The sequence below is a fragment of the Chloroherpetonaceae bacterium genome, from assembly GCA_033763895.1.
Lineage (GTDB): Bacteria > Bacteroidota > Chlorobiia > Chlorobiales > Thermochlorobacteraceae > JANRJQ01.
Genome location: JANRJQ010000007.1, coordinates 227,652 through 245,041 on the forward strand (window position 1 = coordinate 227,652; position 17,390 = coordinate 245,041).

18 protein-coding genes are annotated in these 17,390 nt (G+C 38.4%); all 18 read right to left on the reverse strand.

Annotated features, from left to right (window positions below; all coding sequences use genetic code 11):
- Positions 1–206: 206 nt before the first annotated feature.
- Positions 207–1,400: a glycosyltransferase family 4 protein gene (locus tag SFU91_06050; protein MDX2128580.1), complete on the reverse strand. Its 1,194-nt coding sequence runs from the start codon at positions 1,398–1,400 to the stop codon at positions 207–209.
- Entirely contained in the window at positions 1,397–2,485 is a 1,089-nt protein-coding gene (locus tag SFU91_06055; protein MDX2128581.1) for a glycosyltransferase family 9 protein, read from the reverse strand. Before SFU91_06055 ends, SFU91_06050 begins: the two co-directional genes overlap by 4 nt.
- Positions 2,472–3,302 carry a glycosyltransferase family 2 protein gene (locus SFU91_06060; protein ID MDX2128582.1) on the reverse strand — a complete coding sequence of 277 codons (831 nt, stop codon included), beginning with the start codon at positions 3,300–3,302 and terminating at the stop codon, positions 2,472–2,474. The genes SFU91_06055 and SFU91_06060 overlap by 14 nt, the downstream gene beginning before the upstream one ends.
- Positions 3,303–3,305: 3 nt before the next feature.
- Complete coding sequence (locus SFU91_06065; GenBank protein ID MDX2128583.1) at positions 3,306–4,244, reverse strand: GDP-L-fucose synthase; 939 nt, start codon at positions 4,242–4,244, stop codon at positions 3,306–3,308.
- Positions 4,245–4,246: 2 nt separating this feature from the next.
- Complete coding sequence (locus tag SFU91_06070) at positions 4,247–5,113, reverse strand: FkbM family methyltransferase (protein ID MDX2128584.1); 867 nt, start codon at positions 5,111–5,113, stop codon at positions 4,247–4,249.
- Position 5,114: 1 nt separating this feature from the next.
- Entirely contained in the window at positions 5,115–6,173 is a 1,059-nt protein-coding gene (locus SFU91_06075) for an NAD-dependent epimerase/dehydratase family protein (protein ID MDX2128585.1), read from the reverse strand.
- Positions 6,174–6,197: 24 nt separating this feature from the next.
- On the reverse strand, positions 6,198–7,298 hold the full coding sequence (locus SFU91_06080; GenBank protein ID MDX2128586.1) for a glycosyltransferase family 1 protein: 1,101 nt from the start codon (positions 7,296–7,298) through the stop codon (positions 6,198–6,200).
- An 11-nt stretch (positions 7,299–7,309) separates the two neighbouring features.
- Entirely contained in the window at positions 7,310–8,212 is a 903-nt protein-coding gene (locus SFU91_06085) for a hypothetical protein (GenBank protein MDX2128587.1), read from the reverse strand.
- Positions 8,209–9,093: a hypothetical protein gene (locus SFU91_06090; protein ID MDX2128588.1), complete on the reverse strand. Its 885-nt coding sequence runs from the start codon at positions 9,091–9,093 to the stop codon at positions 8,209–8,211. Before SFU91_06090 ends, SFU91_06085 begins: the two co-directional genes overlap by 4 nt.
- A gap of 1 nt (position 9,094) precedes the next feature.
- Positions 9,095–10,033: a hypothetical protein gene (locus tag SFU91_06095; GenBank protein ID MDX2128589.1), complete on the reverse strand. Its 939-nt coding sequence runs from the start codon at positions 10,031–10,033 to the stop codon at positions 9,095–9,097.
- A gap of 85 nt (positions 10,034–10,118) precedes the next feature.
- A complete protein-coding gene (gene kdsA, locus SFU91_06100) occupies positions 10,119–11,309 on the reverse strand; it encodes a 3-deoxy-8-phosphooctulonate synthase (protein ID MDX2128590.1) in 1,191 nt (396 codons plus the stop codon).
- A 28-nt stretch (positions 11,310–11,337) separates the two neighbouring features.
- The gene (locus tag SFU91_06105; GenBank protein ID MDX2128591.1) at positions 11,338–11,640 is read right to left on the reverse strand and encodes a GIY-YIG nuclease family protein; all 303 of its coding nucleotides are present in this window, start codon (positions 11,638–11,640) and stop codon (positions 11,338–11,340) included.
- Positions 11,641–11,755: 115 nt separating this feature from the next.
- Positions 11,756–12,049, reverse strand: coding sequence for a hypothetical protein (locus SFU91_06110; protein MDX2128592.1), 294 nt, complete (start codon positions 12,047–12,049; stop codon positions 11,756–11,758).
- 44 nt (positions 12,050–12,093) lie between these two features.
- Positions 12,094–13,068: a KpsF/GutQ family sugar-phosphate isomerase gene (locus SFU91_06115; GenBank protein ID MDX2128593.1), complete on the reverse strand. Its 975-nt coding sequence runs from the start codon at positions 13,066–13,068 to the stop codon at positions 12,094–12,096.
- A 5-nt stretch (positions 13,069–13,073) separates the two neighbouring features.
- Positions 13,074–14,066 (reverse strand): glycosyltransferase, encoded by a 993-nt coding sequence (locus SFU91_06120; protein MDX2128594.1) that lies wholly within the window; start codon positions 14,064–14,066, stop codon positions 13,074–13,076.
- A gap of 4 nt (positions 14,067–14,070) precedes the next feature.
- A complete protein-coding gene (locus tag SFU91_06125) occupies positions 14,071–15,195 on the reverse strand; it encodes a glycosyltransferase (protein ID MDX2128595.1) in 1,125 nt (374 codons plus the stop codon).
- 3 nt (positions 15,196–15,198) lie between these two features.
- Positions 15,199–16,161 (reverse strand): class I SAM-dependent methyltransferase, encoded by a 963-nt coding sequence (locus tag SFU91_06130; protein ID MDX2128596.1) that lies wholly within the window; start codon positions 16,159–16,161, stop codon positions 15,199–15,201.
- 6 nt (positions 16,162–16,167) lie between these two features.
- Positions 16,168–17,388 carry an ABC transporter ATP-binding protein gene (locus tag SFU91_06135; protein MDX2128597.1) on the reverse strand — a complete coding sequence of 407 codons (1,221 nt, stop codon included), beginning with the start codon at positions 17,386–17,388 and terminating at the stop codon, positions 16,168–16,170.
- Between the last annotated feature and the right edge of the window lie 2 nt (positions 17,389–17,390).

The window sequence follows — 17,390 nt, forward strand, 5'->3', positions numbered from 1 at the left end:
AAACTGTTGAAGTGTAACCATCCCCATTATAAAGGCGATAGGCCGCTTCAATTTGAACCCCAATATCCCCACTTACTTGAAATGCACTAAAAAATCTAAAAACAGAGAGAAGTAAAGCAAAGGTTAAAGAAATAAATTTAAAGTCACTTAGAATTTTATTTTTTATTTCAGAAAACATGATTTGAATTATTTTTAACCCGCATTCTTTAAGCCGAAATTTCTAAAAAATATTTTAGAGATTTTACTTCACTATATTTCATTTCAATAATTGATTTTCCGGATTCTGCATATTTTTTTCTCAAATGATCATCTTCTAATAGATTTCGAAGTTTTTTATAAAATAAATTTGGATTATCGGCCAATTCAAAATCCTTCCCGGGAACAATCTCAATTCCCTCGGCACCTTTAGGGGTTGTGACAACGGGAAGACCTAAAGACATTGCCCACAAAATTTTAATTTTGATTCCGCTCCCCGAAAAAATTGGCGCAATAAAAGCATCGCAATTCACAGCAAGCTCTTCCAACTTAACTTCGCTTAAGAATCCCGTAAATTCCACACCGTGATACCCCTTGGCCCAACTCTTTAGGCTCTCAGGCGCATTTCCAGTGACATACAAAGTTAACTGTGGAAATTTAGCTTTTAATTCTTCCCAAACCTGTGCCAAAAACCACATCAAGCTATCACGATTCACATTTCTTGAAAGATCGCTTGAATAAAGAAGCGCGTTTTTAAATGAAAAATCTGTTTTTCTTAAAGTAGCGGGTTTCATTGGCGGGTAAAACACATCTGAGCTTTGATCGACTCCAATAAACACCTTTTGATCTTCTTTGGAGATATACAGCACACGCTTTGCCTCTTGATGAGCTTTCCTTTCATATTGCTTTAATCGCTCTGCTTGATTGCGATAAAAAACTCTCATTATTGGACTTAACTGCAGTTTATTGGCCAAGTCGATTTCAATTTGTGATTGATGGTTATACTCCATCAATAAGGTTTTTATTGTGCTAGGAACAGCGCTGATAAGAGGAAAATTGTAAACAAAATTGCAAAACACAGTATCATAATTTTCGGCTTTGCATACCAAGTTTAGTGCTTTTTTGTATCGCTCAAGGCTTGCAGTCTCCACTAAAAAGTGTTCGTCTCCAAAAAGTCGATTCCCCCATTTGAGAAGAAATGCTGGGACTTTGCCATAATCCATTTGTAAACTGTGGTAAAATATTTTCCCTCCAAATTTTTCCCACTCTTTGGCTTTTTGGGGTTCATTAAACACCCGGTCAAGAATGAACAAATCAACCGTATGCCCCATTTCGGAAAGTCCTTCAATGAAAGACGCCATCAGTTGCTTATGTCCGGAGTTGACCGGCCACAAAGCCGATTGCTCGATAAACAAAAACCTCATCGACTTTCACTCGAAAGCGTTCTCTTCACCGCGGAAAGAACCATTTCAGGTGTAATATCTTTCATACAATGAATACCACCGTTAGATTCTCTTGTGCAGGATGGCGCATAAAAGCAATCGCAGCCCGTTGGTGGTTCAATAATTTCTCCTCGGCCATAGAGTTCGAACTCATGACGATTGAAAATATTGTTCATCAAAATGAGTTTACATTTCATCCCTATTGCAAGGTGCATCGCCATTGTTACTTGCGTAATCACCACATCGCACTGCGCGATTTCATCGATAAAGATTTTCATTGGGAAATGCCCGAAATATTTTGCACTCGAACCGGCCGCGATTCTTTTATTCACGGCATCTTCTTGCTCACCTCCCAGAAGCACCACTTCAAATCCTTGAGCGATAAGTGCTATTGCCAATTCAGTCCAATTTTTTTCTTCCCACAATCTGGTAACCCAGCGACCGCCGCAGCCGGTATTGAGCCCAATTACTTTTTTAGTTTTGTCTAACTCCCAGTTCTTTTTTCCGGCAAAAGGGTTTTCAAGAACATAGTCGTCTTTTTCATACTTAAGGTCGCAAATTTCAAAGATTTCTTCGACATAGCTCTTGGTATTGGCTTTGCTCACATCGTCTAAGACGCCGGTTTCAAATTTGTGTTTGCCCGAAGCGGAAATTGGCTCACACTTACCTGCTTTTAGGGAAAAGCCCTTTTTCTCGGTTGCTTTTACCCGATTGAGCAATGCGCAGGCTTCACGGTCTTTATCCAAATTAATGGCAAGGTCAAAGTCTGTTTCTTCAAGTTGAAGCAATGCGGGTAAGTTCAGCGTGAGTTTTATATCAACTGCATCGGGTAGAACATCCGGCGAATAGGTGACCCAATAAATCAACGCTTTGGGATATTGCGCTTTTAGCTTTGAAAGGATGGGCGTGGTTCGAATAACATCGCCGATTGCACCTAACTTGATGATTAATACTTTTTGTGGAGCAGGATCATAAAAGGTACATCCTTCGCAATGCACCCCGTGCAACTTATGCGGAGTGCAAGGAATATCACCACGGAAATGCCGACAGTCGTTATGAATGAGCATCTTTGATAAACCGTGCTTTAATTTTTGGAAGTATTTCGGCAGGGTGCTCCATAAAATATTCTGTGGAATTGAGCATCTTATGTTTCATTTTCACCCAAGAGCGCTGAGGTTCGGGAAGCGAATTTCGCCAACGATTAAAAAACTTTTGATGCCGTTCAATATGCTCACCAGCCTTTAAGGATTCGTAAGTCTTCGCACCGTCAACCATTCTTAAATTCCCTAAAACCTTTTCCACACTTTTTACATTGGCCACACGAACGGCTTTCAGTATGAAATCATAATCCATATGGTAATGCTCATTGATGTCAAAATTCCCAATGATTGAATGAAGTGATTTATGATAAAAGTAAGCGGAGGGATTTAGCGGAAAGGCTGTTTTGTAATGCTCGGAAACCAAGTCGATGAAATTCAACCGTGCGGGTTTATTGATTTTAATGAGCTCGCTGCTATTGCCTATGATGTTGCACCACCCCACCAAAAGCGAAGGTTCGGGCAAGGTTTCGAATTCATCCAATACAAAATTGAGCACGTTGGGTTCGTAGAAATCATCCACATTCAAAAAACTAATCACCTCGCCCGATGCCATTTGCAAGGTTTTATTCATTGCATCGCTTTGGCCTTTATCTTTTTCTGAGATCCATTTGATATGCGGATACTTTTCAGAAAAGCTCTTGATAATTTCAACCGTGCGATCTTTTGAGCCGCCATCGGCGATGATATGCTCGATATTTCGGCAGCTTTGGGCAATCACATTTTCAAGGCACCCTTGAATGTATTTTTCAGCGTTATAAGTAACGGTTAGTACAGATATTTTCATCGCTCAAGCTTTTTTCAAAACGGTTTCTTCATACCACTTCACCGTTCGCGATATTCCGTCACGCAAACTAACTTTCGGGCTCCATCCCAAACTTTTCAATTTCCCAACATCCAAAAGTTTACGCGGCGTACCATCGGGTTTGGTGGTATCAAATACCAATTCGCCTTGATAACCGGTGATTTCTTTAATAAGCTCCGCCACTTCTTTAATCGAAATATCTTCACCTGTACCAATGTTGATGAATTGATTGCCTGAATAACCTTTCATTAAAAAGACACACGCCTCGGCCATATCATCGACATACAAAAACTCCCGCCGAGGCGAACCCGTGCCCCACACGGTTACATTGGGTTTCTTTTCTTCGCGGGCTTCAATGAATTTTCGAATGAGCGCCGGTAGCACATGCGCATTTTGCAAATCGAAATTGTCATTGACGCCATAAAGATTTGTGGGCATCACCGAGATAAAATCCGTTCCGAATTGGCGATTATACGACTGCGCCATAATGATGCCCGAAATTTTGGCAATTGCATACGGCTCATTCGTTGGCTCCAATTTTCCATCAAGCAAGTATTCTTCTTTGATAGGCTGTGGGGCAAACTTGGGGTAAATACACGAACTCCCAAGGAAACAGAGTTTCTTCACCTTTGAAAGGTAGCTTTGGTGAATCACATTATTTTGAATCACCAAGTTGGAGTAAACAAAATCAGCGGGGTAAGTATTATTGGCGTAAATACCACCTACTTTGGCCGCCGCCAAAAAAACATATTCCGGCTTTTCACTCTCAAAAAACGCCGCGACTTCCGCCTGCTTTTCGAGATCAAGCTCCTTACGGCTTTTCATCAAGATGTTCTTAAATCCTTGCGCTTGAAGCACACGGACAATCGCCGACCCCACAAGGCCACGATGCCCTGCAACAAATATTCGTGAATCTAAATTCATATTTATTTCTTTAGTACAAATAACATATTATCTGTTACACTTTTTGAAAATCTTTTTCCTGAGTTTATCTCATTTAGGACATCTATAGGGCTTATCAAGGAATATCCAAAATCACTAAATCTTTTAATTCTATAATTTATTGCAGCCTCATCCATTCCAGAAAATTCAATAAACACACATTTAATTCTATTTGCCTTTAAAGATTTCTCTGCCCCAATCAACAAAAGGTCTTCTGCACCTTCAATATCTACTTTTAGAAAATCAACGTTCAACAAATTATTTTCTTCCAAAAATTCATCTAAAGTTGTTGTTGGTACTTTTATAGAATTGTATCTTGAATCATATCCAATATGTCCCCAACCGCTGTGATCATGCTCATCGCTTAAAGAAAAAATTACTTCGCCTTTTTTATCAGATATAGCAATATCGTAAAAGTAAATATTATTTTCGAAGTTATTCAAATAAATGTTTTTCTTTAGAACCTGAAACGTATTAGGACTCGCTTCAAAAGAAAATACTTTACCTTTATCACCTATTATTTTAGCAAAATTTAAACTATAGAATCCTACATTTGCACCAACATCAATACAAATATCTCCTTTTTTAATATAATTTTTTACCAATTTCCAACTACGTCGTTCATACACATTAAAATAAATATATTTCTGAATTTCATCTTTTAGGTTAAATTCATACTTTAATCCATTTACACTATCAATAAACTTTTCTGATTTTAGATATTTTTTATTGATTTTAGAAACGAGTATTACTTTACCCTTAAAGTGAATAGACTTTAATAAATTTTGTAATAAAGGAACTCTTTCTATAATAAAAGAGAAAATCGAAAAAAATAAATGAATTATTTTCATATTATTTGCTTAACCTATTATTCCAGCTTTCAACAATTTCAAAAATGGTTTGCTCAACCGACTTGGTAATATCCCAATTGGGATAATGCGCTTTCATCTTGCGCAAATCGCTGAAATAGCAAATGTGATCGCCGATGCGGTTTTGATCGATGTATGAATACACTTGAGCTTTTCCGGTATATTTTTCCGCAATCTTAAAGGCTTCAAGAATCGAAACACTATTCTCTTTTCCGCCTCCAAGATTATAGACTTCCCCAACACGCGGTGCCTTGATAAATTCGTTCATAAAGAGCGCGACATCGAGTGAGTGAATGTTATCACGCACTTGCTTGCCTTTGTAACCAAAAATTTTATACTCACGGCCTTCAAGGTTACATTTCACGAGGTAAGAAAGGAATCCGTGCAATTCTACTCCGGTGTGATTTGGGCCGGTTAAGCAACCGCCGCGAAGCGCACAGGTAGGCATATTGAAGTACCGCCCGTATTCTTGCACCATAACATCGGCGGCAACTTTTGAAGCACCAAAGAGCGAGTGCTTGGATTGATCGATGGTAAAGGTTTCGGCAATGCCGTGGTCGTAGGTGGCGTCATCGTAATCCCAACGCGTTTCTAATTCTTTGAGCTTAATCAGATTTGGGGCATCGCCATAAACTTTATTGGTGGACATGTGAACAAACGGCGCTTCGGGTGCAAACTGGCGAGCGGCTTCAAGGAAATTGAGCGTACCCACGGCATTGGTATCAAAATCATCGAATGGAATGGCTGCGGCTCTATCATGTGAAGGCTGTGCGGCTGTGTGGACAATAACATCGGGTCGGACATTTTTCACGAGATTCAAAACGCCGGCTCGATCGCGAACATCAATTTCGTGATGATGAAAATTTTGTAGCATCTGCTGCAAACGGCCTTGATTCCACCGCGTGTCGCCTTGCGGCCCAAAAAATACCGCGCGTTGATTGTTATCAACTCCGTGAATTTCGTAGCCTTCTTTATCAAAAAACACACACACTTCTGAACCAATCAGACCGGATGAACCGGTAACTAAGATTTTTTTTGGCATTACTTAAACAGATGTTTTACAAAATTATAATGAACGATAAACTTGTACTGTTTCTTTGGCAGCACGCTCCCAACTAAACTCTAAAACTCTTTTTTCACCCTTTTCTCTTAATTCTTTTCGAACGTTTTCATCTTGAACTTTAAGCATTGCCTCAATCAATTCATCTTTTGACTTTGGATCAAAGAGAAGCGCCGCGTTTTCAGCCACTTCCGGTATCGACGAGGCATTCGCCGCAATGATGGGTGCACCGCATGCCATTGCCTCAAGAAGCGGAATTCCAAACCCCTCATAGAGCGAGGGATAAACAAACGCCAACGCATTGGCATACAACGCGGCTAAAACAGAATCGCTTGGATGAACAATCACCTTAATTTGTGCAGCACACGGTAACGCTAGAATTCTTGCTGACTCTGCTTTTGAAAGTGGTGACCCTACAATACAAAAATTCAAAGAACGCTCTTTCTTCCAAACATCATGAAACGCATCAAGCGCTAAATCAAAATTTTTATAGCTGTATCGCGCACCGATGTACAAATAGTACGGCTGATTTCCCATCGGATTTTCACCCGCATCGCCCTTTGATAAACTTGAAGCGTGATAGATGACACTGATTTTAGAAGAGTCGCAAAGATACGACTTTACCAAGTCATTTTTCGTATTCTGCGACACACAAATTATCCGATCGGCTCTGTCAATCGCGCGTTGTTTAAGCGCAATTTTTTCTTTGGCCTCATTCGGGTAAAAGTATTCGTGAATCAGGTCGTGAACGGTTATCACGACAGGGCATTTGTAATGGCGTATATCGGATTCGGTGATGAGCTCGTAATAAGTGGGGTGGGCTATCGTGGGCTTCAAGAGCGCTTCGCGGAGGCGAAGAAAAGATGACTCCGGAAATCGAAAGGCTTTATACCGCTCCAAGCGATGACTCAGCCGACGAGGATAAGCGGGCGGCGCGGCAATCACTTTTAGGTTTGGATGACTCAACCTTTCGCGGCCGTTGATTTTCCGCCCCAAAACGATTGGTGTCTCGGTGTTTGGTAATCGTGAAATAATATTTTCAAAATACCGATTCACGCCGCCCGCTTTCTGATGATGAAAGATGTATCCGTCGTATAAAATTTTCACTTGCTTACGAATTAATTTTTGTATCGAGCTGGGTCGAAATATTTTTCAGGGATATGGTACCCGCCGGCGAAGTGAAGAATATTCACCTCATTGAGGAGCCTATCAATGGTATCAATATAAAGCGGATCGTGTTTGTAGGCTTCGCGTGAAAATCGTTCACCGTAGGCTGTGTTTCTAAAGAGATGATGGAAAAGCTTTCGCGTGAATGTTCGCTTAAGCCCTGCAATGTGGTGATAAAGGTCTGTGCCAAAAAGCGTATAAACAATTTGCGTATTAAACGATTCCGAAAGCGGTTGAAAAAGCCCACGCGTCTGCGATTCATAGGCAATAATGGCCTCGTCGTATTCCGCAACGGCAATTCCCTGTTCTATCAAGGCTTTGCGGCGCTCGATTAATCGATTGTACTTTTCGGAATAATATGATTCTTCAAAAATGACAGCGATTGCTTTAGGTCTAAAAACCCACACTCCGGCATTGATTGAACCTTGAAGTTCAGGGTGGTACTCCAAATTGAGTTTTGAAAAATATTCTGAAAAAGCTTCAAGCTTTTCATCAGGCTTCTTTTTCCATAAACGAATTGATGTTAAGCGATATTTTTCACTTTCGCGTGAGTCTAAAACACCCGAAACCCCACTTAAATCTTGATTCTTAAGGAAAATATCATCTGCTTGTGCCGAAATGATAATATCTAGATCCATTGCACATACCAATTCATAGTCTTTTAATTTCGATGGCAACAATACTTTCTGAATTAAAATATTATGCTTGAAATCACGGTCAAGTGGATTGTCAAAAACAATAAAATCGGCATTGCATCGCTTGGCGTACCACTCAAACATGTGGCGATTTTTGGTAAGCAACTGTTGATATTTTTCACCAATTGCCATTACGGCCAACGCACGACTCCGACTCATTCGGGCAAATTGGGATACAGTGATGGCTGCAAAAATTGATCGGGAATGACATAGCCACCGGCAAAATGAAGAATGGATTCACTTTCTAATCTTGAACTGATATACTGAAGATATTTCGGATGAAATTGATAGGATCTAGGAATAAAATTCTTTTTCAATTCTGAAAAAACCACGACACGGCGCATAATTTTCCGATAAAGCGTATCAATTAATCCCGGAATTTCGTGAAACAACGGTGTTCCAAATAGGTCGAAAATAATTTGATAATTAAATGTTTGGGGAAGCGACTGGAAGATTTTTGAAGATTGGGAATAAAATGCCATCATACATTCTTCATGCCGAAGCGCCAATGGGGTGAGCGAATATTTTTCTGTACAGGTATGATAAAGATTTTGAAGCGACTCACCCACTAATTTTGGCTTCAAAAGATAGGCTCCACCATTTAAGGCAAAGAAATCTTGGGGGTTTATTAAATCTTTTAGACCTGCATTTTCAAAATATTGTGGATGTGTGATATCTTGAATATTTTCTTTTTTCCAAAGTCGTTGCGCTGTTTTCTTAAATCGGTCAGTTCCATAAGGGTCAATACAAGCATAGAGATGGGCATCGTGATGAATAATTTCAAATATATTTTTGGCTTTTGGAGAAATCAGCATATCTAAATCCAAAAGAACGGCCTCGTCGGCATTTGAAACAAAACTTGCAAAAAGCATCTTTTGCATTAAAAGATTATGCTTCATTTTAGGGTCAAGCGGTTTATCAATCACAACAAATTCAGCCTGACACCGCTTGGCATACCATTGAAACATAAATTCAGATTTCTTTAAATGGCTTTGGTATTTTTTCCCAATCGCCATTACTGCAAGTACACGTTTACTCATCCTAACTCATTTTTTTCTTTATATTTTTAATGAAAGGAGGTAATGACCGAGAAATGTTAAATTTAATTTGATTTAATATACTTGGGTAGTACCCGTAATTAATATTTGAAGTAAACCGGTCTGCTTCTAAATTCACATTTAGAGATATGGGGTGGATAATTTTTTCAATTTCAGCTGCCTTATAATTGACATAGGGATTTTCAATATTTTTAGTATGTGTAGCATCACTACCAAATCCAATATTTTCAATTAAATTGACATTGGGAGTAATTGAGCAACCGCCAGCATTCCAAATTGACCAAGTCCATTGATAATCCCAAGTATCAGTCATATTCAAATAAAATTTATCCAAAAAGTTGCTCCACCAAACTTGCTCAAAAGTGGTTGGCCATATTGAATTAATTTTTTCTTCGTGTTTAAATTTTGGATAATCCCTCATATCCACTTGGTAATGCTTCCACGCTCGCCGCCACGAAGCCCACCCCCACACATGTGAATAATTTGACGCGTAATAAGTACCATCCCCGCGCCAATGTCCAAATTGTGGCGAACTCCCACTAATGTGCATCACTTGTTCCGACTCGCGGTATTTTTCAAGCAACGTCTCAGCATAATGAAAAAACGATGCCGAAGGAAGGGTATCATCTTCTAAAATAATTCCTTCTTCAACCTCGCTAAAAAACCAATCAATAGCACTTGAAACGCCCTTACGGCACCCTAGATTTTCATCTAAAAACCGTGTTTTTACCTCACAAGGCCAATCTACCTTTGAAACAATATTTCGGACTTCTTGAATTTTTTCAATTTCTTTTTCTTTGCCATTTCTTGGCCCATCGGCATTGATAAACAGCCTTTCAGGACAGGCTTGTTGAATGGCCCGAAAGACCTTCGCCGTGGTTTCAGGTCGATTATAAACGAGGAGTAAAACAGGACTTTTCAAAAGTGTAGGAATTTATTTCAGAAAATTCAAACAATGACTCACTTGATAATTGGAAAAAACATTAATCATATCTTATTATCATGAATTAATTTTTTGAAATTAGAAAAATTGTTTTCAAGGAGATTAAAATATCTTTAAAGTATCTTAATTCAATCATATTCGGACCATCGCTCGGCGCAGCATCGGGATTATCATGCACTTCCATAAAGAGCGCATCTGCACCTACAGCGAGCGCTGCTTTTGCTAAAAGCGGCGCATATTTTCGTTCCCCACCCGTACGTTCACCCAAACCGCCCGGCATTTGGACACTATGCGTGGCATCAAAGACAACCGGATAACCGAATTTTTGCATCTCCGGAATTGAACGAAAATCCACCACCAAGTTATTGTACCCAAAGCTGGTTCCGCGTTCTGTCAGTAAAATATTCTCATTTCCCGTCGATTCCAATTTTGTGACGATATTTTTCATATCCCACGGTGCAAGAAACTGCCCTTTTTTCACATTCACAACCTTTCCCGTTTTTCCTGCGGCAATGAGCAAATCTGTTTGCCGGCAAAGAAAAGCCGGAATTTGCAGGACATCCACGACTTCCGCCGCGGGCTCTGCTTGATAGGATTCATGAATATCCGTGAGAACCGGAATATGAAATGTTTCCTTTACTTTGCGTAAAATCGCAAGACCTTCTTCCATTCCCCCGCCGCGAAATCCTTTGATCGAAGTCCGGTTTGCCTTATCGAAAGAAGATTTATAAATCAGTTGAACGCCCAAGGGTTTCGTAATCGCAAGCAGCGACTCCGCCATTTTCATTGCATGTTCTTCCGATTCAATCACGCACGGCCCGGCAATAATCACCAATGGCCCGCCGGTTTCGATAGCGCAATCGTTTGTGATTTGGATTTTTTTCATTGGTTTTATTACATGTTTTATTGTCATTTCGAGCGCAGCGAGAAATCTCTGATTCTCTGCACACCGGAGATTTCTCACTCCGCTTCGCTCCGTTCGAAATGACTTCCTCTCTTTTGTTTTGTGCCTTTTATGTTCTGTCATTTCGAGCAAAGCGAGAAATCTCAGACCTACCGCACACCAGAGATTTCTCACTCCGCTTTGCTCCGTTCGAAATGACTTCCTCTCTTTTGTTTTGTGCCTTTTATGTTCTGTCATTTCGAGCAAAGCGAGAAATTTCAGACCTACCGCACACCAGAGATTTCTCACTTCGCTTCGCTCAGTTTGAAATGACTTCCTCTCTTTTGTTTTGTGCCTTTGTTGTTCTGTCATTTCGAGCGCATCGAGAACTTATATTCTTTCAACTTATTGATATGCCAAAATCCCAATTGCTACTTAAATCCTTCCAAGTAGGATTAAAAGCCTTAATTAATTCCAGCTTCTTTTTTCTTGACCAACTTTTGATTTGTTTTTCACGTTTAATTGCTTCTATCGCATCACTATGCATTTCGTAGTAAACCAAATTCACAACATTGTATCGATACTTAAAGCCTTCATTTAACTTATTCTTATGTTCGAACAATCTACGGTTTAAGTTGTTAGTCATTCCAACATAAAGAACCTTGGTTTTACTTGAGAGAATGTAAACAACGAAAGAATTCATATTCTATGTTCAATGAAAGGGGTTCATTTTACATTAGTTGCCTCATTAAAATCTGAGATTTCTCACTTCGCTTCGCTCCGTTCGAAATGACGGCTTTTGTTTTGATTCTTAATACTTAACGCTTCGTCATTTCGAGCGCAGCGAGAAATCTCAGACCTACCGCACACCAGAGATTTCTCACTTCGCTTCGCTCTGTTCGAAATGACTTCCTCTCTTTTAGTTTGTGCCTTTTATGTTCTGTCATTTCGAGCGTAGCAAGAAATCTTTGACTCTCTGCACACCGGAGATTTCTCACTTCGCTTTGCTCCGTTCGTAATGACTTCCTCTCTTTTGTTTTGTGCCTTTTATGTTCTGTCATTTCGAGCAAAGCGAGAAATCTCAGACCTACCGCACACCAGAGATTTCTCACTCCGCTTTGCTCCGTTCGAAATGACCTGTTTACTTACTCATCCCTCAAAGATAACCTCTCACCACATCATGCAAGCGAAGCAGACCAACCGTTTTGCCTGTGGAATCAACAACCGGCAGTACCGAAATCTGTGACGGCCGATTTTCCATCATTTCGAGCGCATCAAACGCAAGAACTTCCGGCGAAGTTGAAATGGGATTTATGGTCATAAAGTCGCTAGCCAAACGAGAGGGAATCGCTTCGGCAAATTTCTCTAATGCTCGTCGAAGATCGCCATCAGTAATAATTCCAAGCATTTTTTGTTCCGAATCCACGACGATGACAGCCCCCAGCGACGGTGAGGTAAGGGCTTGAATCACCGATAAAAATGAAGCGTCCGGGAAGACCATTGGTAAATTTGGGGCTTGATGCATGAGGTCGCGAACTTTAAGTGTGAGTTTTTTTCCCAAAAATCCTGCCGGATGATTTTTCGCAAAGTCTTCTTTTTTGACTTCCGCAAATTTGACAACGGAGAGAACAATTGCATCGCAAAGCGCAAGGGCCAGCGTTGTGCTGCTTGAGGGCAAAAGGCTCAAAGGACATGCCTCTTCATCAATGGCACTGCTTAATACCCATTTCGCCATTTTCGCCAAATAGCCATCTTGATTACCTGTTATGGCAATCACGGCTACACCGCGCTCGTTCAAAATCGGAAGGATTGATTTTAATTCTTCAGCACCACCGCTATGACTAATGGCAATAAAAATATCAGAACCTGAAACGGCACCAAGATCGCCGTGAAGCATTTCAGGAAATGATAAAAAATGCGACTTCCGCCCAACACTCCGAAGTGACGACGCCGCCTTTCGCGCAATAAAAGCCGACTTACCCACTCCTGCGAAATACACCACTCCTTTTGTGCGAATAACCGCTTCAATAATTTCCTTTATCGTTTCGGAATTAAGTCGAGCGGCAGCCTTTTGAATCGCTTGCGACTCCGCTATTAAAACAGATTCAAAAAATGAAATCTCTTTGTTCATTCTGCTTATTCAAAATTAAGAAACCGCGCAAGGCGAATCCAGATGTTATTATCGATACCCGCCAAGCGATAACGGCCGTTGATGATGCCTAATTCAAACGCAAAATCAACAAACAAACGGCGGAATTGAAGTTCAATGGTGTGATTGAACCCTAATTTCAAAAAGGTTTTTAGAATTCGGAAAAAACGGGGAGGATTTCTTTTCAAATCTGGAAGTTTATCAGGGTAAACTTCCGCATTGGTTTTGGCAATCGCAACACTGATTCCATAGTTCAAGCGCGCAAGATAACTTAATGTGGTTCGACGTGAAGGAATTAAATGCCTTAATTTTAAGTCAGGAGAAGACCCTGCGGCAAAACCTTTTGCCGTCATATACCAAATCATTTGGGTGTCTTCATTGGTAACAAGGCTTTTACCATCGCGTCCTTTAATCGTTAGTTTCCCGGAAAATACATCTTCCGCATACGGGCGAAGCATTTCAGGGCGAAAAATCATTCCCATACCAACGGGGTAGGCATTATTCCAAGTATGATTGCAACCGTACTCAAGATATTGAAAATTACGCTCAGTAAATAAGTAATTAAATTGGTGTACCCACTTATCAACAAGGTCTAAAAACTCAACTTGAATTTTACCCGCTCCCCAAATTGCGACATTAGGAAATTTTTCAAATAAGGGAACTGACTGAACCAAATAATCAGGTGAAAGTTCGACATCATCATCTACAAATAAAAAAAATTCGCCTTTAGCTTCTTGTATTGCTCGGCATCGTGCAAAAGCCGTTCCACGCTTTTGTTCAACAATTATTCGAGAATGAGGAAAAGACTTAAGAATTTCCTGTACATAAAAGCGTTCTGAAATTGGCGGAGAACTAAAATTATCAACAATTAATAATTCAAAATTTAATTTATTTAATGTTAATTGGCTTAATGATAACAAACAGCGTTTAAAGTAACGCTCTTCGGGGTTATAAGTGCAAATCGCAATTGTTAAATTCATATTATCAATTTAATATTGCAATCTCTTTGTTTAATTCCTTGATTCTTTTCTTCGAGAAGTTATAAGCATTTTCCCCTAAAATTTTTAATTGATCACGATTCATCCACATTTTGTCTAAAGCCTCATCAAATAATTTGGGAGTAGGTGCATCAGCAAGAAAACCCGTAAAACCTTCTGATACCCATTCTGCATTACCACCAACATCAGTTACAACAGCCGGACGACCAACTGAAAATGCTTCAATCAGTGAAAGCGGAGTGCCTTCTGCTCTTGAAGGCATTAATAATATATGATTCTTTCTCCAAGTATCCTTTATATCGGATACATTCCCATTAAAAAAAATACGATCAGAAATATTATAGAAAACAGCTAATTCTTTTAAATACTCCTCATCCTTTCCACTGCCGTATAAATTTAATATCCATTTCCTTTTTAACCATTTTTCTTTAGAAAGAACACGAAACAAAATATCATGCCCCTTATCTAAAATATCTAACCTTGAAACCATTGAAAAACAAATTAAGTCAAAAGAGGGAAATTGCAACATTTCATTGGATTCAAACGAAGGAAGGTTATATAAAACTTTTGCTCTGGATAAAGAATATGCCAATTGGTGCTCTGCAAGTTTTAAATTATTCTTTGAAACAAAAAACCAAGCCTTACATTTATCATATAAAGAGCGTATCAAACGAATCTCTTTCATATCTAAAATGGTCAATTCAGTATTATACTGAGAAATTAAATAAATAGAAGAATTTGAATTCATTAGAGCATAAAATAGTTCTTTGTGAGAAACAGCCGAAAAGACATGCCCCTGTGACACAATAATTGCATCAGGTGAGTATTTATTAATTAATTCTAAATATTCATTTTTAGCAACAAATAAGTAAGGGAAAAACTTCTTTAATCTCCATAAAATAAAGTTAAATCGATGAGGTTTTAGAACATAACTGATCTTAATCCCTCGGGATTTCAACTCTTGATGCTTTTTTGGAACTGTATCCCAATATGGAGCAATTACTGAAACATTATAGTTATTATTCTTATAAAATAATGCAATTTTGTACCATAACTCTTCACTTCCACCCCAAGGGCGGCCATACATCGCCGAAATAATTAGAAGATTCACAGTTTAAATTTTAGTTAATTTAAGTTCACAATAAATTGACTGACCCCTCAAGGAGTAATATTTATTACTTAATAGAAAACCGGCAATTTTAATAAGTTTGCTAAAAATAAAATCACTTTTTTTATAGATATTTAAAAATGGAATATACCTATTTAGGTATAATGAAATAAGAGTATCAGTCAAATCAACATTGTAAGGCTGGTACTCAAAGTAATTTAAGGTAAAACCATAAAATTCAGCTATTTTTTTTATATTATTTATATTAAAGTAATTGAAATGATGCGGGGGAAGATTTAACGATGTTGCGATTCTATAAAGTTTGTAAGAATCTGGGTTTAGAAAATCTGATATTTTAAGGTATTCATCAACAAAATAAATAGGATTTGAAGAATTTGGTACTGAAAAACAAAACATTCCACCAAGCTTAAGTATTTTCTTTAAATTAAGAAAGAACTCATTAATATTTTTAATATGCTCTAATACTTCAAATGCAAAAATAAAATCATATTTTTGATTCATCTCAAACAATTCTGAAGTTGATTTGGTAGAAGCATTCAAACCCATCGACAAACAATGATTCACCGCCTCATTATTAAAATCTATACCCAAATGGTTAAAATTATGCTTTTTTAATAAATTTAAAAAGCTTCCTTTACCGCATCCAATTTCAAGAATTTTTGAATTAGCATTTAGTTTCTGTAAGACAAAATCATAAAACCATCTTGTATCTACATAATACCAATCATTCTTTGACAGTTCATTATAAAACTGTCCATCACCTTCCTTAAGCTGAGAATCAGCAAAAAGTAACCCAGTTTGATTACACTTATATATTTCTACAAATTCTTTGATCTTATAAAATTCATGCAATTTTACATTTGCAAAATTGTAACCATCAGATATAAATTTATATGAAATCTTATTAACCAGTTTTACGTCATTAGTTAAGTTAATCGGACTAAGCATAATTAATTACTTTAAACTATATTCAGTTGAAATCCAAAAATTTGATAACCTTGGAGGTAAATATCCCGAACCCCAAATATCTTTTGGAATGATATTCAAATATAAAACATTTTGTAGTATATCGTAATCTTGTACATTATCCCCAAACCAAAACGAAAGGCTGTACTTTCCTTCTATTAGATTAATTGCATTCAGCTTCAACACAATCACACCTTTATTTACTGGAAATTGGTAATCTTCAGATGGAATAAATCTATTATTAGAACAGCAGATTGGGTCTCCACTTTCATTATAAATTACATAACCAATTTTTGGACTTTTAATTCCAAGTCTTGAAATAAACTCAATTTTTAATTCTATGTCATCACCATAATATATATTGTTGGTTTCAATATTATTTGAGAAGATTTTTATACTTCTAATAGATAAAGGTAATTCGCCATTTTCTTTAAATTCAATGTAACTTCTGTTATCAATTGTATCATAAAGTGATAGATATTTATGAACAATCTCTGTTGAACTACCAAATGACTCAACTGTTCCCTTGTCCATTAAAATACTTTTCTTACATAATTTTGTTATTGAACTTAAATTATGGCTCACAAAAAGCACGGTTCTCCCTTCCTTTTCGGTCACTTCACCCATTTTACCAAGGCATTTTTTTTGGAATTCGGCATCACCTACCGCAAGCACTTCATCCACAATTAATATTTCCGGCTCAAGGTGGGCGGCCACGGCAAAAGCAAGGCGGACATACATTCCGGAGGAATAGCGTTTGACCGGGGTATCAATGAATTTTTCAATTCCGGAGAAATCTACAATTTCCTCAAATTTCTTTTTTATCTCTGCCTTTTTCATTCCCAAAATGGTACCATTGAGAAAGATATTTTCTCTGCCGGTAAGTTCTGAGTGAAACCCTGTTCCTACTTCTAAAAGGCTTGCAACGCGTCCATTGATAACAATCTCGCCACTTGTTGGCTCAGTAATTCGAGAGAGGATTTTAAGGAGCGTGCTTTTTCCCGCACCATTCTTTCCAATGATTCCAACTGAGTCCCCTTTATTAATATCAAAAGAAACATCTTTAAGAGCCCAAAATTCAGTTTCCGGTTTCTTTGCCTTTTCCTTTGAAAAAACCGAATCATACCAACCCCGAATCGAGGTTGAGTGAGTAGCTCCCAATTGATATTTTTTTGAAAGCGAAGAAACTGAAATTGCGGTGTTTTTCACGA